Origin of the sequence: Pseudomonas chaetocerotis, from assembly GCF_015712105.2 — a bacterium.
In the GTDB taxonomy this organism is placed as follows: Bacteria; Pseudomonadota; Gammaproteobacteria; order Pseudomonadales; family Pseudomonadaceae; genus Aquipseudomonas; species Aquipseudomonas chaetocerotis.
This window is the reverse complement of record NZ_JACFYX020000001.1, coordinates 349,252-367,243: the sequence shown is the minus strand read 5'-3', so window position 1 is coordinate 367,243 and position 17,992 is coordinate 349,252. Positions and strand designations below refer to the sequence as shown.

The 17,992-nt window shown below is 60.1% G+C and carries 19 protein-coding genes, 3 tRNA genes and 1 pseudogene; 9 read left to right on the top strand and 14 right to left on the bottom strand.

From position 1 onward, the window contains the following. Positions 1 to 3 precede the first annotated feature (3 nt). On the top strand, positions 4 to 1,668 hold the full coding sequence (gene ettA / locus H3221_RS01760) for an energy-dependent translational throttle protein EttA (RefSeq protein WP_196473816.1): 1,665 nt from the start codon (positions 4 to 6) through the stop codon (positions 1,666 to 1,668). Positions 1,669 to 1,931: 263 nt separating this feature from the next. On the opposite strand, the gene H3221_RS01755 is transcribed toward ettA, so the two are convergent. Together H3221_RS01755 and H3221_RS01750 are read right to left on the bottom strand one after the other, a co-directional pair. Continuing rightward, on the bottom strand, positions 1,932 to 2,264 hold the full coding sequence (locus H3221_RS01755; protein WP_196473815.1) for a PilZ domain-containing protein: 333 nt from the start codon (positions 2,262 to 2,264) through the stop codon (positions 1,932 to 1,934). 9 nt (positions 2,265 to 2,273) lie between these two features. Beyond that, on the bottom strand, positions 2,274 to 4,598 hold the full coding sequence (locus H3221_RS01750) for a DUF1631 domain-containing protein (RefSeq protein ID WP_196473814.1): 2,325 nt from the start codon (positions 4,596 to 4,598) through the stop codon (positions 2,274 to 2,276). Between the two features lie 206 nt (positions 4,599 to 4,804). Between H3221_RS01750 and H3221_RS01745 the strand changes: the two genes are divergently transcribed. The 3 genes from H3221_RS01745 to H3221_RS01735 all read left to right on the top strand — a co-directional run bounded on the left by H3221_RS01745 (position 4,805) and on the right by H3221_RS01735 (position 5,047). Next, positions 4,805 to 4,880 (top strand) — tRNA-Asn (locus H3221_RS01745). 9 nt (positions 4,881 to 4,889) lie between these two features. After that, positions 4,890 to 4,966 (top strand) — tRNA-Pro (locus H3221_RS01740). Positions 4,967 to 4,971: 5 nt separating this feature from the next. Further along, positions 4,972 to 5,047, top strand: a tRNA-Lys gene (locus tag H3221_RS01735). Positions 5,048 to 5,312: 265 nt separating this feature from the next. Here the strand turns inward: H3221_RS01735 and H3221_RS01730 are convergent. The 4 genes from H3221_RS01730 to H3221_RS01715 form a co-directional block, all read right to left on the bottom strand. Next, on the bottom strand, positions 5,313 to 6,614 hold the full coding sequence (locus tag H3221_RS01730; RefSeq protein WP_196473813.1) for an NAD(P)/FAD-dependent oxidoreductase: 1,302 nt from the start codon (positions 6,612 to 6,614) through the stop codon (positions 5,313 to 5,315). A gap of 63 nt (positions 6,615 to 6,677) precedes the next feature. Beyond that, entirely contained in the window at positions 6,678 to 6,851 is a 174-nt protein-coding gene (locus H3221_RS01725) for a DUF3094 family protein (protein ID WP_075745439.1), read from the bottom strand. A 24-nt stretch (positions 6,852 to 6,875) separates the two neighbouring features. Continuing rightward, positions 6,876 to 7,424 (bottom strand): MOSC domain-containing protein, encoded by a 549-nt coding sequence (locus H3221_RS01720; RefSeq protein ID WP_196473812.1) that lies wholly within the window; start codon positions 7,422 to 7,424, stop codon positions 6,876 to 6,878. Next, entirely contained in the window at positions 7,421 to 8,050 is a 630-nt protein-coding gene (locus H3221_RS01715) for a DUF1780 domain-containing protein (protein WP_196473811.1), read from the bottom strand. The genes H3221_RS01720 and H3221_RS01715 overlap by 4 nt, the downstream gene beginning before the upstream one ends. A gap of 208 nt (positions 8,051 to 8,258) precedes the next feature. Here H3221_RS01715 and H3221_RS01710 point away from each other — a divergent pair, with 208 nt between their 5' ends. Both H3221_RS01710 and H3221_RS01705 read left to right on the top strand, forming a co-directional pair. Beyond that, positions 8,259 to 8,948 (top strand): energy-coupling factor ABC transporter permease, encoded by a 690-nt coding sequence (locus H3221_RS01710; protein WP_196473924.1) that lies wholly within the window; start codon positions 8,259 to 8,261, stop codon positions 8,946 to 8,948. Between the two features lie 107 nt (positions 8,949 to 9,055). Next, positions 9,056 to 9,271, top strand: a complete 216-nt coding sequence (locus H3221_RS01705; protein WP_196473810.1) for a hypothetical protein — start codon at positions 9,056 to 9,058, stop codon at positions 9,269 to 9,271. A 104-nt stretch (positions 9,272 to 9,375) separates the two neighbouring features. On the opposite strand, the gene yacG is transcribed toward H3221_RS01705, so the two are convergent. From yacG to pilB, 5 genes are all read right to left on the bottom strand, one after another. Beyond that, positions 9,376 to 9,570: a DNA gyrase inhibitor YacG gene (yacG, locus tag H3221_RS01700; RefSeq protein WP_075745447.1), complete on the bottom strand. Its 195-nt coding sequence runs from the start codon at positions 9,568 to 9,570 to the stop codon at positions 9,376 to 9,378. Beyond that, on the bottom strand, positions 9,567 to 10,175 hold the full coding sequence (gene coaE, locus H3221_RS01695; protein ID WP_196473809.1) for a dephospho-CoA kinase: 609 nt from the start codon (positions 10,173 to 10,175) through the stop codon (positions 9,567 to 9,569). The genes yacG and coaE overlap by 4 nt, the downstream gene beginning before the upstream one ends. A 177-nt stretch (positions 10,176 to 10,352) precedes the next feature. Continuing rightward, positions 10,353 to 11,222: a prepilin peptidase gene (locus H3221_RS01690; RefSeq protein ID WP_196473808.1), complete on the bottom strand. Its 870-nt coding sequence runs from the start codon at positions 11,220 to 11,222 to the stop codon at positions 10,353 to 10,355. After that, the gene (locus H3221_RS01685) at positions 11,223 to 12,443 is read right to left on the bottom strand and encodes a type II secretion system F family protein (RefSeq protein ID WP_196473807.1); all 1,221 of its coding nucleotides are present in this window, start codon (positions 12,441 to 12,443) and stop codon (positions 11,223 to 11,225) included. A gap of 2 nt (positions 12,444 to 12,445) precedes the next feature. Then, complete coding sequence (pilB, locus tag H3221_RS01680; protein WP_196473806.1) at positions 12,446 to 14,149, bottom strand: type IV-A pilus assembly ATPase PilB; 1,704 nt, start codon at positions 14,147 to 14,149, stop codon at positions 12,446 to 12,448. Positions 14,150 to 14,373: 224 nt separating this feature from the next. On the opposite strand from pilB, the gene H3221_RS01675 reads away from it, so the two are divergent. Next, a complete protein-coding gene (locus tag H3221_RS01675; RefSeq protein ID WP_196473805.1) occupies positions 14,374 to 14,850 on the top strand; it encodes a pilin in 477 nt (158 codons plus the stop codon). 18 nt (positions 14,851 to 14,868) lie between these two features. Here H3221_RS01675 and H3221_RS01670 read toward each other — a convergent pair whose 3' ends face one another. Together H3221_RS01670 and H3221_RS01665 are read right to left on the bottom strand one after the other, a co-directional pair. Next, positions 14,869 to 15,159: a hypothetical protein gene (locus tag H3221_RS01670; protein WP_196473804.1), complete on the bottom strand. Its 291-nt coding sequence runs from the start codon at positions 15,157 to 15,159 to the stop codon at positions 14,869 to 14,871. 308 nt (positions 15,160 to 15,467) lie between these two features. Continuing rightward, positions 15,468 to 15,806 (bottom strand): annotated as a pseudogene (locus H3221_RS01665) (nicotinate-nucleotide diphosphorylase); the annotation flags it as partial. Between the two features lie 167 nt (positions 15,807 to 15,973). Between H3221_RS01665 and H3221_RS01660 the strand changes: the two are divergent. Beyond that, entirely contained in the window at positions 15,974 to 16,393 is a 420-nt protein-coding gene (locus H3221_RS01660) for a nucleotidyltransferase substrate binding protein (RefSeq protein WP_196473803.1), read from the top strand. Then, the gene (locus H3221_RS01655; protein WP_196473802.1) at positions 16,390 to 16,719 is read left to right on the top strand and encodes a nucleotidyltransferase family protein; all 330 of its coding nucleotides are present in this window, start codon (positions 16,390 to 16,392) and stop codon (positions 16,717 to 16,719) included. The genes H3221_RS01660 and H3221_RS01655 overlap by 4 nt, the downstream gene beginning before the upstream one ends. A gap of 277 nt (positions 16,720 to 16,996) precedes the next feature. Here H3221_RS01655 and nadC read toward each other — a convergent pair whose 3' ends face one another. Further along, entirely contained in the window at positions 16,997 to 17,845 is an 849-nt protein-coding gene (gene nadC, locus H3221_RS01650) for a carboxylating nicotinate-nucleotide diphosphorylase (RefSeq protein WP_196473801.1), read from the bottom strand. Positions 17,846 to 17,992 lie beyond the last annotated feature (147 nt).

The following is a 17,992-nucleotide window of genomic DNA, read 5'->3' as shown; positions in this document are numbered from 1 at the left end:
TCCATGGCTCAGTACGTCTACAGCATGCATCGGGTCAGCAAGGTCGTCCCGCCGAAGCGTGAAATTCTCAAGGACATCTCCCTGTCATTCTTCCCAGGCGCCAAGATCGGCGTGTTGGGCCTCAACGGCGCCGGTAAGTCCACGCTGCTGCGCATCATGGCCGGCGTCGACACCGAGATCGACGGTGAAGCCCGTCCGATGCCGGGGATCAAGGTCGGCTACCTGCCGCAGGAGCCACAGCTCGATCCGAGCAAGACGGTGCGCGACATCGTCGAAGAGGCCGTAGGCGAGATCAAGCAGGCCCAGGCCCGTCTTGACGAGGTCTACGCCGCTTATGCCGAGCCGGACGCCGACTTCGACGCCCTGGCTGCCGAGCAGGCCAAACTCGAAGCCATTCTGCAGGCTTCCGATGGCCATAACCTGGAGCGCCAGCTGGAAGTCGCCGCCGACGCTCTGCGTCTGCCGGCCTGGGACGCCAAGATCGAGCACCTGTCCGGTGGTGAGAAACGCCGCGTGGCGCTGTGCCGCCTGTTGCTGTCGGCACCAGACATGCTGCTGCTCGACGAGCCGACCAACCACCTGGACGCCGACTCGGTCGCCTGGCTGGAGCGCTTCCTGCACGACTTCCCAGGCACCGTGGTGGCCATCACCCACGACCGTTACTTTCTCGACAACGTCGCTGGCTGGATTCTCGAACTCGACCGCGGCCACGGTATCCCCTTCGAAGGCAACTACTCCGGCTGGCTGGAATCGAAGGCCAACCGTCTGGCTCAGGAAGCCAAGGCCGAGGCGTCGCATGCCAAGGCGATGAAGGCCGAGCTGGAGTGGGTGCGCCAGGGTGCCAAGGCGCGTCAGTCCAAGTCCAAGGCGCGTCTGCAACGCTTCGAGGAAATGCAGTCGCAGGAATTCCAGAAGCGCAGCGAGACCAACGAGATCTACATCCCGGCCGGTCCGCGTCTGGGCGACAAGGTCATCGACTTCCACAACGTGTCGAAGTCCTTCGGCGACCGCGTGCTGATCGACGACCTGTCCTTCAGCATTCCCAAAGGCGCCATCGTCGGCGTGATCGGCGGTAACGGCGCCGGTAAGTCGACCCTGCTGCGCATGATCACCGGCAAGGAGCAGCCGGATTCCGGCCATATCGAGATCGGTGAGACCGTACAGATCGCCAGCGTCGAGCAGAGCCGCGAGATGCTCGAAGGCAACAAGACCGTGTGGGAGCAGATTTCCGACGGCTTCGACATGATCAAGGTGGGCAACTACGAGGTGCCGTCGCGCGGTTACGTCGGGCGCTTCAACTTCAAGGGTGCCGACCAGCAGAAGTTCGTCAAGGACCTCTCCGGTGGTGAGCGCGGTCGCCTGCACATGGCGCTGACCCTGAAGCAGGGCGGCAACGTGCTGCTGCTCGACGAACCGTCCAACGACCTCGACGTGGAAACCCTGCGCGCGTTGGAAGAGGCGCTGCTGGACTTCCCGGGCGCCGCCGTGGTGATTTCCCACGATCGCTGGTTCCTCGACCGCATCGCCACGCATATCCTCTCCTACGAGGACGATGGCAAGGTCAACTTCTTCGAAGGCAACTACACCGAGTTCGAAGCCGACCGCAAGAAGCGCCTGGGCGATGCCGCCGCGCAGCCGCACCGCGTGCGCTACAAGAAGCTGGCGTAGGGCGGATTAGTGGCGCCAAGCATGTAATCGGCTGGTTTCATGAGCAGAGTGCGCGGCGTAACCCGCTATGCGATATCCCGGTGTTATGCCGGGATGAAAAAACGGAGCCTGCGGGCTCCGTTTTTCGTTGTGGGCGCACGGCGCCCCGTCGCGAACCGGGGCGGGGGCCCACGAAAGGCTGCCTTGGCGTCTTATCTGGTTTCGTAGGGGGCGCCGTGCGCACCGGTTACGCTGGAATATCGGTGCGCACAGCGCACCCTACTTCAGAGCCTGGCCAGCAGGCTTTCCAGCGCCTTGGCCTGATCCTCGGCCAGATCGATGATATGAAAGCCGGCCCAGCAATGCTGGCCGTCGGCACCGGGGCGGCTCCACAGGCAGTCGGCGCCCAGGTGTACCTCTTGTACCGAATCGCTGCCTGAGGTGCATACCAGGCGGCATTCCAGCACCGCGTCGGCGGTGTGGGGGGTGTCACTGAACAGCATGAAACCATCGGCAGACAGGTCGACGATGCGGCCCAGGCGCTGCCCGCTGTTCAGGTCGAAGACCTCCAGCTGCATTTCGGTGCCATGGCGGCTGTGTTGACGACGCTCTTCCATGGAAATTCCTCAGCGGGGTTCGGCCGTGCGCCCAGTGAAGCGCTGCAGCACACGGTAAATGGCAGTCAGCGCGCGATCGACCAGTGGCGTCGCGCGTTCGGGAGTGACGATGCGGGCCAGGCCCTTTTCCATCTCGCTGGCCAGCAGGGTCAGCGGCTTGATCGCCACGCGTTGACCACTGTGGTCGACGAACATGTAGTTGTGCGTGGTCGGGCTGAACCAGGAAAGCTTGAGTACGCGGCTCTTGCCGTCCTCGACGAACTCGAACCAGGTGCCGAATTCGACGCTGGCCAGTTCCTTGGCCAGAGCTTGTGCGCGTGCCGAGAGCTTGCTGCGCGAAGGTGCCTGGCGAGCCAGGTCGGCATCCTCACCGAGCATGGCGCCCAGGGGGCTTTCTGGCAGGGTGGGTCTGAGCTGGGCGGCCAGCTGCGGTTGTTTGGCTTGCACCGCGTGCTGGCAGGCCACCAGGTCCTGCAGCAGGCGACGGATGCCGTCCTCATGGTAGCCGCCGAGCAATTCCAGGCCCTTACGCAGGTCGCTGAGCATGGGCACGCGCTGTTCCTGCAATTGCAGCACCTCGACCTCGCCGAGCGGCGTGCCGCTCCAGGCCAGTTGCTCGGCCACTTCGCACGAGCGCTTCCACTCCGTGCTCTGCTCGCCGTGGCGCAGCAAGACGAAAACCAGGACATCGGCCCAGGTCAGTTCGAGGAAATTGCGGATGATGGTTGGCAGGTCGCGCTGCCCGACGCAGCGCTGAATCACCTGAAGCGCCTGTTCGCGAGCCCCGAGCAGGCGGTCACGGCCCTTGGCCGCCTCGACCGCGCGACGCTCGCGCAGTTCGACCTTGTGGCGCAGGGTCTCGACGTATTCGTTGAACTCCTCGATCAGGCTGTCGAACAGCGCCAGGTCACCGCTGAAACCGTGAATCACCCGTTCGACCACCCACTGCATCTTGGCCAGCAGGCCGCGTTCGTCGCCTTCGTTGCCGTACAGCACGCCGGCCTGAGCCATGGTGTTGAGCAGGCGTCGCGCCGGATGGTGGTGCTGGGTGAATAGCGCCTTGTCCTGCAGCGCAATTTTCAGGTAGGGCGTATGCAGGTGCGAAAGTGCGGTCTTGCAGGCGTCCGGCAGGTTTTCGTCATCGAGGATGAAGTCGAACAGCATGCCAACCAGGTCGATCACGTCGGCTTCCTGATCGGACACCTTGCTGTCGCCCGGCAGGCTGCTGTGCGATTCCAATTGCTGCTGCAGGTCGGCCTTGAGGCCTTCAACGGCTTGCGGTTGGTGCAGGCGTTGGGCCAGTTCGTGGGCCGACTGCTGTTGCATGCGATTGAGCGCAGCAAGCAATTCGCTGGCGCTGTAGGTACGACTGGCCTCGCGCGGTGAAAAGCTGATGATGCTCCGTGTGCCGCCCAGCAGCGGGGCGTCCGGGTGGCTCTGGCGATGCTCGCCTAGCAGGCTGGACAGGCCGCTGAACAGCGCGGCCGGATCGCTCGGCGGCGGTGCGCTGAGATCGAGGTCGAACAGCGCCGGTTCCACGGGGGCAGACGTCGCGCCCGCTCTGCCCGGTGCTTGTTGTTGGGGGGGCGGGGCTTCTGCCTGAGGCGCATCGGGGCGGCTGACGCTTGGGTTGATCTGCGCGCTGTACTTGAGGTTGGGCAGCACGCCGGCATCGATCAGGCGCTGGTTGAGAGCAGCATAGAGTGAATCGAGGCTCTGCATCACATGGCGATCGAAGAGCATGTACAGGATGGTCTTGATCTGCAGTGGGAAGGGGCAGGGCGCCAGCGCATCGCGAAACGCCTGGGCAATGGCCTGTGGGCCGAAAGGGTTGCTGTCCTCGCCGAGCTTCTGGCCGTTGTTGAGCAGCGCCAGGCGCTGCTCCAGAGCGAATAGCGGCTGGGTGCAGCGTGCCTTGACCCGGCTGACCATATTGGTGACTTGCAGGGTTTCTTCGTAATCCTCGTTCTGCACCAGGGCCAACTGCTCGGGGTCCACTTCGGCCGGCGTCTGATCCTGCAGTTTGCCGTCGAGGAAATCGGAAAAATTGTTGGCGATGGCCTGGTGGTAGCTGCGCTCGATCTGTGGACGCTGGCGGCGGATCTCGCGCATGTTGTCGAAGAACAACGTCTGCACCTTGTTGTTCTCGGCTTTCTCGGCGCACTCGAACAGGGTGTCATCGACTTGGCCGAATACACCGCTCAGATGCTCTGCCAGTCGATTCATCACCAGTTTGCGGCAGGCTTGTACCAGATCGCTGAAGCGCGGCTGTATACCGCGGCTGGCGAGGCTGACCACCTTGGGGTGAATGGGGGGCTTGTCCTGGTTGCTCATGGACTGTCCTGACTGGCGTCGTCGGCTGGCGCGTCCTGCGTCGTGCCGCAGTTCGATGAAACATATAGTAGTCCATGGCTTGCCTGCAAAGCATTGTCATAAAAGCAGTTTGCAGGGGTTGACAGGGAAATTTTGCTACGTAAAATGGCGCGCCTCTGAAGCGGTAAAGCGAAAGCCGAAGCGCAGCAGAGCTGGAAGACCGAAGTTCCGCGATAGCTCAGTCGGTAGAGCAAATGACTGTTAATCATTGGGTCCCTGGTTCGAGTCCAGGTCGCGGAGCCAACTTCCTATCGGGGTATAGCGCAGTCCGGTAGCGCGCTTGCTTTGGGAGCAAGATGTCGGGAGTTCGAATCCCCCTACCCCGACCATTTTTGGGTCGTTAGCTCAGTTGGTAGAGCAGTTGGCTTTTAACCAATTGGTCGTAGGTTCGAATCCTACACGACCCACCACCACAACGAACAAGCCCGCCTAGTGCGGGCTTTTTCGTGTTTGCGTGTTTGGTTTTTGCGACGCGGCTCGAATGCGGCCCGGGGCGGCAGTTCTGTATCGAGAGCGTCCCGGATTTCATCCGGGCTACGCATCTGCTCGTTTCCCCCTGTCTCGCCCTGCGTCCACTTCTAGCTCGTAGGGTGGGCTTTAGCCCACCAGCGGGGGGAGAGGTGGGCTGAAGCGGATCGCCGCCCGGCCCACCCTGCAACGCCTGTTTCCGCTGCTTCAGTGCAGTTTCAGACGCGGCTCGGTGCTGCGCCCGATGCGATCACTGAGCATCAGCAGCAGGGTGCGTGGCACGCCATACAGGGCCATCTGGTGCATGCGGTACAGCGACACGTAGAACACCCGTGCCAGCCAGCCTTCGAGCATGACGCTGCCGGTCAGGTTGCCCATCAGGTTACCGACCGCTGAGAAGCTCGACAGCGAGATCAGCGAGCCGTAGTCGCGATAGCGGTATTCCGGCAGCGGCTGGGCGCTGATCTTCAAGCGTAGCGATTTGGCCAGCAGCGATGCCTGCTGATGCGCGGCCTGGGCGCGTGGCGGCACGTTGCGACCCTCGGTGCCCGGCTGTGGGCAGGCCGCGCAGTCGCCGAAGGCGAAGACGTCGTCATCGAGCGTCGTTTGCAGGGTCGGACGAACCTGCAACTGGTTGATGCGGTTGCTCTCCAGACCATCGAGATCCTTGAGAAAGCCGGGGGCGCGGATGCCGGCAGCCCAGACTTTCAGGCTGGCCGGTATGAAGTTGCCGTCGGCGGTTTTCAGGCCATCGGCAGTCACTTCACTGACGGCGGCGCCGGTCAGTACGGTGACGCCGAGCTTCTCGAGGGTCTTATGCACCGGACGCGCGATGCGCTCGGGCAGAGCAGGCAGTACACGCGGCCCGGCTTCGATCAGGGTGATGCGCATATCTTCGGGGCGAATGCGATTCAGGCCATAGGCAGCCAGTTGCTTGGCGGCGTGGTGCAGTTCTGCTGCCAGTTCGACCCCTGTGGCACCGGCGCCGACGATGGCAATGTCGATCTTCGAGCCGTCTTCGCTCTCGTTGGCGTGCGCGCGCAGGTAGTGGCTGAGCATACGTCGATGGAAGCGCTCAGCCTGCGCGCGAGTGTCGAGGAAAATGCAGTGCTCGGCGGCGCCAGGCGTGCCGAAGTCATTGGTGGTGCTGCCAACGGCAATGACCAGGCTGTCGTAAGTGATCCGACGCTCAGGCATCAGCACCTGGCCGTCGTCATCCAGCGTCGGTGCCAGGGTGATGCTCTTGCCGGCACGGTCGAGGTCGGACATGCGCCCGAGCTGGAACTCGAAATGATTCCACTTGGCCTGGGCCACGTAGTTCAGTTCGTCTTCCGAGGAGTTCAGCGAGCCGGCGGCCACTTCGTGCAGCAGGGGCTTCCAGATATGGGTGAGGTTGGCGTCGACCAGAATGATTCGGGCGGCGCCACTCTTGCCCAGTTTTCTACCCAGACGGGTGGCCAGCTCCAAACCGCCGGCGCCTCCGCCGACAATCACGATGCGATGGGACATGGATATTGCTCACAAGGCTTTGAAAAATGCGCTGTGAGTGCGAGAGGGCGAGCGCAAGGCAGCTCATAGCACCAGTCGACTCAGAAGGCGGCTCAGCAGGCCCAGGCCAATGGTCACGACCATGACCACCGCCAGCAGACGCCAGACGCGAAACGGCTGACGTTCAACCTGATGCTGCGGTGCGCTCAGGTAGTGGTCGACTTTCTGCTGGTCTTCGGGGCTCAGGCGACTGGTCATGGGTGGGCCTCTGCTTGAATGCCGCTATTCTAGGCGTGCCCGCCAGCCTTGGCGAGCGTCGTTGTCCTGCGGGTCAGATAATGGGGCAAGGATTTCAACGCTTACGGCGTCCTCCAGGCGAATGATGCCGCCTTCGATCACACGAGCGGTAATACCGCCATGGCCGCGCATGGCCTGGAAGGTGCCGCGACCGAGGCGTTCTTCCAGGCGGGCGCACGGCTGGCACCAGCCGGTGGTTTCCAGCAGCGCCTGGCCAATGCGAAAGCGCCGGCCCTTGAGACTGAACAGATTGATGCCGGCGACCGCGATATTACGGCGCAGCTCGCTCGGCGGCATGGGCGCGTCGCGGCCGAGCAGGGCAGCGACAACGGCCAGGTGTTCCCACTGGATCAGCGTGACCTGCCGCGCATTGCGCGGTCCGGGGCGGCTGTGATCGCCGGTCAGGCCGGCTTCACGCCGCGCTTCCACAGCTTCGACTTCGAGCATCGCCTCACGCGCCCTGGGGCGCACGCCTATCCAGCGCACCTGGCCGACCTGCGGTACCTCAGCCAGCAACTCCTGCAAGGGGCTCATAGGCCGATACCGATGTCGAACAGCAGGCTGCGTCCGAGATTTTGCCGCAGAAAATCCGGCGCGTCCGGGTGAGCGAACAGCACACGGGCGAAGCGCGGGCCGACCAGCGACAGCGAGCGCCAGCCCTGGCGCAGGTATTCGGTGGGTGGCGGGAAGTGGCTGTTGCAATCGAGCACGGCGCGCTTGAGGCTGACGAAGGCGACCAGGTCGAGTTCGCCGAGGTCGATGCCGCGCTCGCGGTAGTTATGCGCCTTCTTGCGTAAGGTCGGCGCCAGTCGCGCCTGCATCTCGCTGGCTGGAATGCGCTTGGGGCGTGCTTCGCGGCGTACCAGCTGGCTCAGGGAAAAGGCGCTGCGTCGCCGCTCCAGCTCGGCGCGCCACTCGTCATTCAGGCGCCGGCCTTCATCGAGCACGAAAAACACTTCGAAACTGGCATCGCGAAACAGCACATCCGGCGGCTCCTGGCCACTGGGCGTGAAGTCGTCGCTGTGGTGACGCACGTTCAGCGCTTGCAGCAGGCGCTGACAAACCCAACGCTCGCGCTCCCATTTCTTGGCGTTGGAGAGGAAGGCATTGGCTTGTTCGGCCTGGTGCGTCAGCAGGCGCAGATAGTCGGAGTCGTCCATGTCCGAAGCTTAGCTGCAGCGCAGGCTGGCTTGCCAGTGCCGGCAACTACAGTCGTTCCAGTGAGCGTGGAAATCCAGCTGGGCTTTGTTGGCTGTTGTCGATCAATGGCAGGGCAGTCGCCAGTGCAGTTGCTCTGCCGGCAAAATCAAATCCGAGTGCCGGTGTAGACTCCCTGGCACGGCGATGAATGAAGAGAAGGGTGTGCGCATGATCGCTTCCAATCTACTGGCTTTCTCCACCTTGTTGGGCGGCTGGCTGGTCTATGGGCTGGCGCTGCTCTGGGCGATAACACGGGCGCCGTGGGTCGAACTGTTCAGTGACCTGCGCCGCCAGCATCTGCTGTTCGGCACCATGCTCGCGCTGTTTCTGCTATGGCTGGTGCGCCGCGATTTCGACTCCGGGCTTTCCTATCACTTCATTGGCATGACCGCGGTAACCCTGTTGCTCGACTGGCCACTGGCCGTACTGGCTGGCCTGGCGGCGCAGCTTGGCCTGCTGGCTATCGGTCGCATGGACCTGGCCTCGCTCGGCATCAACGGCGTACTGCTGGTACTTATTCCGGTGCTGGTCACCGAGGTGTGCGCAATTCGCGTCGAGCGCGCGCAGCCGCGTAACCTGTTCGTCTACATCTTCTTCTGCGGTTTCTTTCCAGCTGCGTTGGCTACGCTGATGACGCTGCTCGGCGGTCTTGCCCTGTTGTGGATGGACGGGCTGTTCCCCATGCCGCCCTGGCTGGACGACTTCGCCGGCTACCTGTGGCTGGTGGCGTTTCCCGAGGCCTTTATCAACGGCACCATCGTCACCGCACTGGTGGTGTTCTACCCGGACTGGCTGGAAACCTTCAACCGTAGCCGCTATCTGCAAGCGCCCTGGAAGGAAGGTGATCCCAGCGAGTGAATGGCGTTGTATTGGCCGATTGAATGGCGCGGCCGGGATTGATCCTGATCAAGGCTCAGAGCGGGCCCGCCGCCATGCTGTGAAAACCGCTTCCGAGGGACTTGAACATGAGTATTCACAGCTGGGCCAGAAGTGCTCTGCATGATGATGTGCGCGACGCCGAGGCGCAGGGTTTCGAGCGCCTGATGGTATTGCGCGCGCTGCTGGCGGAAATCGTGCAGCAGAACAAGGCGCTGCGCGACGCTCAGGAACTGGCTGGCGAACTGCAGTTTCTCGCCGACAACCTCGACGATGATCGCGATTACGCCTTCATGCGCCCCTGAGCACCGTAGGGTGCGCCGTGCGCACCGCCTGCGCGCACGATGCTGATGGGTTACGTAGCGTATCCAGGCGCTACCGCAGTAGCGGCTTCAGCCGCGATTGCGCGTCAATGCGGCCTTGTCGGCAGCTCGCCGCTGAATATCTCGTCTTCCAGGTCATTGCCGGGAATCGCATGCTCTTCGGCGGCCCAGGCGCCCAGATCGATCAGCTTGCAGCGCTCGCAGCAGAAGGGGCGGTAGGTGTTTTCGGCTTTCCACTCGACGGGTGCGCTACAGGTTGGGCATTGAACGGTAATGGTCATGGCTGGCCTCCACGCAGGGTCAGATAGAAGGTGTGCAGGCGCTCGACCTCCGCGTCCAGCCAGGCCATATCACGATCATTGATCAGCACGTCGTGAGCATGGCGCAGGCGCTCTTCGCGGCTGGCCTGGGCCTGCATGATGGCGCGAACCTGTTCTTCCGAACTCTGGTCGCGCGCGATGGTGCGTTGCAGCTGCAGCTCGGCAGGCGTGTCGACGACCAATATGCGTTGGGTCATCTGCCGCTGGCCGGACTCGATCAGCAGTGGCGACACCAGAATGGCATAGGGCGATTCTGCGCGCGCCAGCACCTGAACGATCTCCTGGCCGATCAGCGGATGCAGCAGGCCTTCCAGCCAGCGGCGCTGCTCAGGGGCGGCAAATATCAGCTTGCGCAGTGCGGCGCGGTCCAGTTCGCCATTGGCTTGCAGTACGCCGGCGCCGAAATGCTCGACGATCCGGGTCAGCGCCGGGCGTCCCGGTTCGACCACCCAGCGCGCCGCATGATCGGCGTCCACCACGTGCACGCCACGTTCGATAAAGCCTTGCGCCACGGCGCTCTTGCCGCTGCCAATGCCGCCAGTCAGGCCGAGTATCCAGGGTTTCATAGCGCCAATGCGGCCTCGTTACTGCTCAAGGCCGCGATTGTAGGGGGGAATTGGATGCGATGCGAATCGCTTGTGCCGCGATCCGTCATCCCCGCGAAGGCGGGGACCCAGTTTGCGGAATCAGTATAACGCTTGGGCTCCCGCCTTCGCGGGAGTGGCGAATGTTGCTGGATTAGCTCAAAAACCGGCGAACTTCAGATAACTGCCGGTAATCACATCACCCCACAGCAGGGCGATCCACCCGGCAATCGCCAGATAAGGGCCAAAGGGAATCGGCGTGCCGGAATCGCTGCCGCGCATGCGCAGCATGATGACCCCGAGCACCGCCCCGACCAGCGACGACAGCAGAATGGTCAGCGGCAGAATCTGCCAGCCACCCCAGGCGCCGAGCATCGCCAGGAGCTTGAAATCACCGTAACCCATGCCTTCCTTGCCGGTGATCAGCTTGAACAGCCAGTACACCGACCACAGGCTCAGATAGCCGGCAATCGCCCCCCACAGCGCGTCCTCCAGGCTGGTGAACAGCCCGAAGTAATTGACGATCAAGCCCAGCCACAACAGTGGCAGCACCAGCACATCCGGCAGAATCTGGTGATCGGCATCGATCAGGCTCATCGCCAGCAGCCCCCAGGCCAGCACCAGCATCGCCCCCGCCTGCCAGGTAAACCCGAAATGCCAGGCGACATAAGCGGAAAGCAGCCCGCAGGCCAGCTCGACGATGGGGTAACGCTTGCTGATCGGCGTCTTGCAGTTCGAACACTTGCCGCGCAGGAACAGGTAGCTGATGACCGGGATGTTCTCCCAGGGGCGAATCTCATGGCCGCATTGCGGGCAGCAGGAGTTGGGCAGGATCAGGTTGAAGGTCTGGGCGGTTGGTGCTGGCGGCAACTCCAGCACCTCGCGCGCCTGGCTCTGCCAGTCGCGTTGCAGCATCACGGGTAGGCGATAGATCACTACATTGAGGAAGCTGCCGACCAGCAGGCCCAGTAGCAGAGCAAACAAAACAAAGGCCAGCGCATGGCTGGCCAGAAAGTTGATCACGAGCATTTAAACCACGGAGCCCAGTTGGAAAATCGGTAGATACATCGCAATGATGAGACCACCAACCAACACGCCTAGTACAGCCATGATCATGGGTTCCATAAGACTGGTCAGTCCGTCAACCATATTATCAACTTCCTCTTCGTAGAAACTGGCAACTTTGTCGAGCATCTCATCTAGTGCTCCAGATTCTTCGCCGATGGCGGTCATTTGAATTGCCATGCTGGGAAAGGTGTTGGTAGTCCGCATAGAAAAATTTAGTTGCGTGCCGGTAGAGACATCAGCCTTGATCTTGTTTGTGGCATTCTTGAATACCACATTGCCAGTGGCGCCGGACACTGAGTCGAGTGCATCCACCAATGGCACGCCGGCAGCGAAGGTCGTTGAAAGAGTACGTGCAAAACGGGCTACGGCTGATTTGTATAGAATGTCTCCAACGATTGGTAGCTTAAGAACGCCTCTGTCTTTCATGTCGCGCAATTTTTGTGATCGTTTTAGAGAGGCTCGAATTATAATTGCAGTAATAAAGAACATTATTAAGATAATGAACCACCATTGTTGTAGCGCTTGTGATATTGAAATCACCATTTTTGTAAAGGCTGGGAGTTCTGCGCCAAAGCTAGAGAATACCTCTTCAAATTGTGGGACGACCTTTATAAGGAGAATTGAAGAAACTATGACGGCTACGACTATTACTGCAATTGGGTAGTTCATAGCCTTCTTTATTTTAGCCTTGAGTGCCTCGGTTTTCTCTTTGTAGGTGGCGATTCGGTCTAATAGGTTTTCTAATGCGCCTGCTTGTTCTCCAGATTCCACCAAGTTGCAGTATAGTTCATCAAAATATTCTGGTCTTTTTCGAAGGGAGGCGGCAAAGCTATTGCCCGCCGCTACATTTTGCTTCACATCCTCGATGAGCTTGCGCATGTTGGGGTTATCAAAACCCTCGCCGATAATATCGAAAGATTGTAGCAGCGGTACCCCGGCCTTCATCATGGTTGCCATCTGTCGAGTAAACAGAGCGATATCCATGGGTTTGATTTTTTTGCCTGCGCTCAGAATCGAGAGATTGAGCTGTTTGTTGACTTTGGTGGGATTGATGCCTTGCTTGCGCAGTTGTGCCTTTACCAGCGCAGGGTTCTGCCCATTGATGACACCAGAGACGACCGCGCCGCGTCTGTCTTTGCCTTCCCACTTGAATGCGCTGGTTTTGAGAGCTTTTTCGGCCATGGTTAATCCTTGGTCACGCGGTTGACTTCCTCAAGGCTGGTAACCCCTTGCATGGCCTTGAGCAAAGCGGAGGTGCGCAGGTCATTAAAGCCGTCTTTACGCATCTGCGCGGCAATATCGATGGAGTTGCCTTCTTCCATGATAATCCGCTGCAGGTTGGGCGTGTTTTTAACCACTTCATAAATACCGACACGCCCTTTGTAACCGCCCTTGCAGTTTTCACAGCCCACGGGGCCATAAATCTTGAAGGTGCCGATCTTGTCTTCGGGGAAGCCTTCGGCCAGCAGGGTTTCACGGGGTACGTTGACTTCCTTCTTGCAGCTGCTGCACAGCTTGCGCGCCAGGCGCTGGGCGATGATCAGGTTGACCGAGGTGGCGATATTGAACGAAGGCACGCCCATATTGCGCAGGCGGGTCAGGGTTTCCGCGGCGCTGTTGGTGTGCAGGGTGGACATCACCATATGCCCGGTCTGTGCGGCCTTGACGGCGATGGAGGCCGTGTCCAGGTCGCGGATCTCGCCGACCATGATGATATCCGGGTCCTGACGCAGGAAGGCGCGCAGCGCCTGGGTGAAATCCATGCCTTGCTTGGGGTTGACGTTGACCTGGTTGATGCCCTCCAGGTTGATCTCCACCGGGTCTTCGGCGGTGGAAATATTCACATCGGGCGTATTGAGGATGTTCAGGCCGGTGTAGAGCGATACGGTTTTGCCCGAGCCGGTGGGGCCGGTCACCAGAATCATGCCCTGGGGCTGCTTGAGGGCAGCCATATAGAGTTCTTTCTGCTCTTCCTCGTAGCCCAGTGCGTCGATGCCCATCTGCGCGCTGGTGGGGTCGAGAATTCGCATCACGATCTTTTCGCCCCACAGTGTGGGTAGCGTGTTGACGCGAAAGTCGATGGCCTTGGTCTTGGAGATTTTCATCTTGATCCGGCCATCCTGCGGCTTGCGCCGCTCGGAGATATCCAGCGCGGCCATCACCTTGAGGCGTGCGGAAATTCGCGGCGCCAACTGGATGGGTGGGCGGGCCGCCTCATGCAGAATGCCGTCGGTACGAAAACGGACGCGATAGTTCTTTTCGTAAGGTTCGAAGTGCAGGTCCGAAGAGCCGCCCTTGATGGCGTCCAATAGCATCTTGTTGACGAAACGCACCACTGGAGCGTCGTCAGCGTCAGCGCCTGCATCGCCCACAGGCTTGTCGTCATCCACGGCCTGGACATCCAGGCTGTCAAGGTCGACATCGGCCAGGTCTTCCATGCCGCTATTGGCCGAGTCGAAGAACTTGTCGATGGCATCGCCGAGTTTGTCGTCCTCGACCAGGATGGCTTCTGTGGTCAGGCCGGTGCTGAACTGCACATCGGTGACGGCCTGGTGGTTGGAGGGGTCGGAGAGGCCGACGAACAGCTTGTTGCCGCGCCGCCACAGCGGCAGCACACGGTGTTGCCGTACCAGTTTCTCGCTGATCAGGTCACGTGGCTGGCTTTCCTTGTCGAGGGTGTTGAGGTCGAGAAAGGAGACGCCGAACTGCTCCGAGGCCAGTTCGGCCAGGGCGCGGCTCTTTACCAGCTTGTTCTGCACCAGGTAGGTCACCAGCGACAGCTTGTTGCGCTGGGCCTGCTGTTGCGCCTGTTGAGCGGCTTTTTCGTCCAGCAGCTCGGCCAGTACCATCTGCTTGGCCAGGCCGGAGAGGGATACGCTTTCGTTCATCGGGAGCTCCACACACAATGCCTGCCTTATAGCCTAGATGCTGGCGACTGCCAAACCGCGGTTTGTCAGGTGACAAAAAGGGTCAGTTTGTGTCCGGACAGGTTGTTGTGACGCGAGACATACTTGCTGAATCGGTCCCGTCTAGCGTGTTTTGGAAGTTGGCACGCGGGCTGCATCTGGATGGTTAGGTCGCTGGACCTGTCCATTTCTAGGAGAGTTAACGAATGAAAGCTCAAATGCAGAAGGGTTTTACCCTTATCGAACTGATGATCGTGGTTGCGATCATTGGTATCTTGGCCGCTATTGCGCTGCCGGCTTATCAAGATTACACAATTCGCGGTCAGGCATCTGAGGGTCCTTCGCTTGCAAGTGGTTTGAAAACCTCGATTGCCGAGTTTTATGCAGACCGCGGTGCTTGGCCTGCAAACAATGCTGCGCTTGGCATCAATGACACGATTGAGGGGTCTTATGTTTCCGGTATTACCTCTGCAAACGGCGTGATTACCGTAACCTACGGTAACAAGGCCAATGCTGCCAACCTGGCTGGTAACGTTCTCTCTATCCGTCCGGCGGTTTCTGCCGCAGGCGATATTGCTTGGGTTTGTGGCTATGCTGCTAACCCGAGCGGCACTCAGGCAGCAATCGGCGCCGATGGTACTGACGTTGATGCAAAGTATCTCCCCGCCGCGTGCCGTCCTTAATGTCTGATTTAGAAATCATTAATATTGCTGTTGTGGTGCTAAGTTAACTTCAGCAGAAATTTGGTTTCTAGAGTGGTACGCCCCGCCATTGCGCGGGGCGTTTTCGTATGGTGGTGAGGCGAGCATAGCTAGGAGGCCTGTATATGGCGTCGACTTCATCTTTACATTCACTGCTCTTAAATCCTTTGTTACCGTTTCTTTGATCGAGTGCAAAGTGCTTTCTTTGAATCGATTTGATGTATATTCAATCCCGTTGGTGGTAAGTGTTACTGCCTTGCACTTATCTCGCGGTGGCAGTTCTTTGAGCATGAGCGTTCTGCTCCCGCCTCCAGCGCTTCCAGACTTTCTAATTCATCGACTCATCTGTTGTAATCTGTTGCGCAGCTAACTCTGATAGCCTGAGGATAGCGGCGTAGGCAGTAGTGAGCTTTTACTTAAGCGGGCAGGTGCCGATATCTCAGTGTCTAGTCGATGCGTAATGACGGATTATGCTTCGCTTATGACCTTCCGTTGCTCTGGAGTTGTAGGTCCTGCTCCGGGAAGTTTTTTGTTGATTCGTATATTTTATTGAGAGGTCGATTCACCGCGAGGCGCGGCTCCTGCAATGACTTGGTGGCTTACAGTACCAATCGCATCGACAAATCCACCGCCTTCACATCCTTGGTCAACGTCCCCAGCGAGATGTAATCCACGCCCGTCTCGGCGACCGCGCGCAAGGTGCTGTCATTGATGCAGTCCGAAGCTTCGAGCCTGGCGCGGCCGGCGGTGAGTCTTAAGGCTTCGTGCATGTCGTCCAGTGACAGTTGGTCGAGCATGACTATATCGGCGCCGGCTTCCAGCGCTTCGCGCAGTTCTTCCAGGCTTTCCACTTCCACCGGCTTGCCCGGGGCGATCTGGCGGGCGGCGTTGATGGCCTGGGCGATGTGTTTTTCCTTGATCAGGAAGGTGTCGAATATTTCTGTGTATGGGGTTCGTCTCGCGGTACGGCGGATTCGTAGAATGGAATCGCCAGAGGCGTGACCGTCATTTGTCGCTGTGGCAACCATCAAAATGGGCGCAGCGGCGAATTGCGAGCGACATGATGGTGCAGCTTTCAACTCCAGGTATGGAGCAAGGGTTTGCTATGACTGATCAAGATATCCGCTGGCTACAGCGACTGAGCAACTATCAGCGTGCCCTTGGGCAACTGACAAGGGCGGTTGAGTTGGTGCAGAGTCGTCCGCTCAGCGAGTTGGAGCGACTGGGGCTGATCCAGGCATTCGAGTTTGTTTTCGAGTTGGCCTGGAATCTGATGAAAGATTATTTTGTTTATCAGGGCAATCCGGCTATTACGGGGTCTCGCGATGCGATTCGCACGGCGTTCAAGCAGGGGCTGGTCGTCGATGGTGAGGGCTGGATGGAGATGATCAAGAGTCGTAATCAGACGGCCCATACCTACAACGAATCCATCGCTATTGAGATCGCCGAGCGCATTCTGGAGCGTTATCAGAATCTTTTCGTGCAATTTCAGCAGCGGATGCAAGGACTGGCCAGCGAACTATGACGGGTGAGAGTCGGTTCGGGTTGCCGCTGCATGCGGTCGAGAAGTTATGCGCTGTTTTTCGCGCGTGTCCGCAGGTCGAGCGAGTCATTCTGTATGGCTCACGTGCCAAAGGTAATTATCGAGTTGGGTCGGATATCGATCTGACGGTTGAGGGGGAAGGGCTTTCACTGGCGCAGTTATTGGCCATGGAGAGCCAGGTCGACGAGTTGTTGCTGCCCTGGATGGTCGATCTTTCTCTCAAGGATCGTATCGATAACCCGGCGTTACTCGACCACATTGCTCGCGTCGGGGTGCTCTTTTATGATCGCAGCACGGTGGATTCGTAAGGTGGAATCGCCGTAGCAACTTCCATCGCCATCGTTTGCCACGAAGCTGCTGGCGGTACAGATAGCTGAGCTCTGCGCAATGGTTTGAGAATTGTCTCTGGTGTTAGGTGCATGGGCGCTGCGTCAACACGGATTACGCTTCGCCAAATCATCCTGCGCGATGCCTTCAGCGGCCCTGAAATTGTAGGAGCCCCGGGGCGAGCTTTTTGTAGCTCAGTGTGATTTCGGTGAGGCTGCTATTCGCCGAGAGGCGCGGCTCTTGCAATGAGTCGGTGGCTTACAGCACCAACCGCATCGACAAATCTACCGCCTTCACATCCTTGGTCAACGTCCCCAGCGAGATATAGTCCACGCCCGTCTCGGCGATCACGCGCAAGGTGCTGTCATTGATGCCGCCCGAAGCTTCGAGCTTGGCGCGGCCGGCGGTGAGTCTTACGGCTTCGCGCATATCCTCGAGTGACAGTTCGTCGAGCATGACGATATCGGCGCCGGCTTCCAGCGCTTCGCGCAGTTCTTCCAGGCTTTCCACTTCGACTTCCACCGGCTTGCCCGGGGCGATCTGGTGGGCGGCGTTGATGGCCTGTGCGATGCCGCCGCAGGCGGCGATGTGGTTTTCCTTTATAAGGAAAGCGTCGTACAAACCGATGCGGTGGTTATGGCAGCCGCCGCAGGTCACGGCGTATTTCTGCGCCAGACGCAGGCCCGGCAGGGTTTTGCGGGTGTCCAGCAGCTTTACCTGGGTGCCTTCTACCAGGTCGGCATAGTGGCGGCAACGGGTGGCGACGGCAGACAGGCTCTGCAGGAAGTTCAGTGCGCTGCGCTCGCCGCTGAGCAGGGCGCGCGCCGGGCCTTCGAGGCGGAACAGGGTCTGGTCGGCGCTGACCTTGTCGCCATCCTGCACCTGCCAATGCACCGCGACGCGCGGGTCGAGCTGGCGAAATACTGCATCGACCCACGCTGTGCCGCAAATTACCGCCTCTTCACGCGTGATCACGCGGGCGCTGGCCAGGCGCTCGGCCGGAATCAGCTGGGCCGTGATGTCGCCGCTGCCAATGTCTTCGGCCAGGGCGCGGCGGACGTTGGCTTCGATTTCGCTGCTGAGGTCGGCGAGGGTCAGGTTGGGCATGATCGGCTCCGGAGTAGGCGAGCGGCGATTATAGAGGCAGGCAGGGGGAGGGCAATGGGTTGGAGTGTGCTCGGAACCACCGCGGGGCAAAAGGATTCTCTGCGGGTCGCAGCGCCTGAAAAGGCGGGCGCGGCCCGACCAGCGGGG

Bases quoted from the DNA above. Each gene is read 5' to 3' on its own strand.
- ettA (WP_196473816.1), top strand. From the start codon at position 4: ATGGCTCAGTACGTCTACAGCATGCATCGGGTCAGCAAGGTCGTCCCG.
- H3221_RS01755 (WP_196473815.1), bottom strand. From the start codon at position 2,264: ATGGAAGAGCGTCGTCAACACAGCCGCCATGGCACCGAAATGCAGCTG.
- H3221_RS01750 (WP_196473814.1), bottom strand. From the start codon at position 4,598: ATGAGCAACCAGGACAAGCCCCCCATTCACCCCAAGGTGGTCAGCCTC.
- H3221_RS01730 (WP_196473813.1), bottom strand. From the start codon at position 6,614: ATGTCCCATCGCATCGTGATTGTCGGCGGAGGCGCCGGCGGTTTGGAG.
- H3221_RS01725 (WP_075745439.1), bottom strand. From the start codon at position 6,851: ATGACCAGTCGCCTGAGCCCCGAAGACCAGCAGAAAGTCGACCACTAC.
- H3221_RS01720 (WP_196473812.1), bottom strand. From the start codon at position 7,424: ATGAGCCCCTTGCAGGAGTTGCTGGCTGAGGTACCGCAGGTCGGCCAG.
- H3221_RS01715 (WP_196473811.1), bottom strand. From the start codon at position 8,050: ATGGACGACTCCGACTATCTGCGCCTGCTGACGCACCAGGCCGAACAA.
- H3221_RS01710 (WP_196473924.1), top strand. From the start codon at position 8,259: ATGATCGCTTCCAATCTACTGGCTTTCTCCACCTTGTTGGGCGGCTGG.
- H3221_RS01705 (WP_196473810.1), top strand. From the start codon at position 9,056: ATGAGTATTCACAGCTGGGCCAGAAGTGCTCTGCATGATGATGTGCGC.
- yacG (WP_075745447.1), bottom strand. From the start codon at position 9,570: ATGACCATTACCGTTCAATGCCCAACCTGTAGCGCACCCGTCGAGTGG.
- coaE (WP_196473809.1), bottom strand. From the start codon at position 10,175: ATGAAACCCTGGATACTCGGCCTGACTGGCGGCATTGGCAGCGGCAAG.
- H3221_RS01690 (WP_196473808.1), bottom strand. From the start codon at position 11,222: ATGCTCGTGATCAACTTTCTGGCCAGCCATGCGCTGGCCTTTGTTTTG.
- H3221_RS01685 (WP_196473807.1), bottom strand. From the start codon at position 12,443: ATGGCCGAAAAAGCTCTCAAAACCAGCGCATTCAAGTGGGAAGGCAAA.
- pilB (WP_196473806.1), bottom strand. From the start codon at position 14,149: ATGAACGAAAGCGTATCCCTCTCCGGCCTGGCCAAGCAGATGGTACTG.
- H3221_RS01675 (WP_196473805.1), top strand. From the start codon at position 14,374: ATGAAAGCTCAAATGCAGAAGGGTTTTACCCTTATCGAACTGATGATC.
- H3221_RS01670 (WP_196473804.1), bottom strand. From the start codon at position 15,159: ATGCTCAAAGAACTGCCACCGCGAGATAAGTGCAAGGCAGTAACACTT.
- H3221_RS01660 (WP_196473803.1), top strand. From the start codon at position 15,974: ATGACTGATCAAGATATCCGCTGGCTACAGCGACTGAGCAACTATCAG.
- H3221_RS01655 (WP_196473802.1), top strand. From the start codon at position 16,390: ATGACGGGTGAGAGTCGGTTCGGGTTGCCGCTGCATGCGGTCGAGAAG.
- nadC (WP_196473801.1), bottom strand. From the start codon at position 17,845: ATGCCCAACCTGACCCTCGCCGACCTCAGCAGCGAAATCGAAGCCAAC.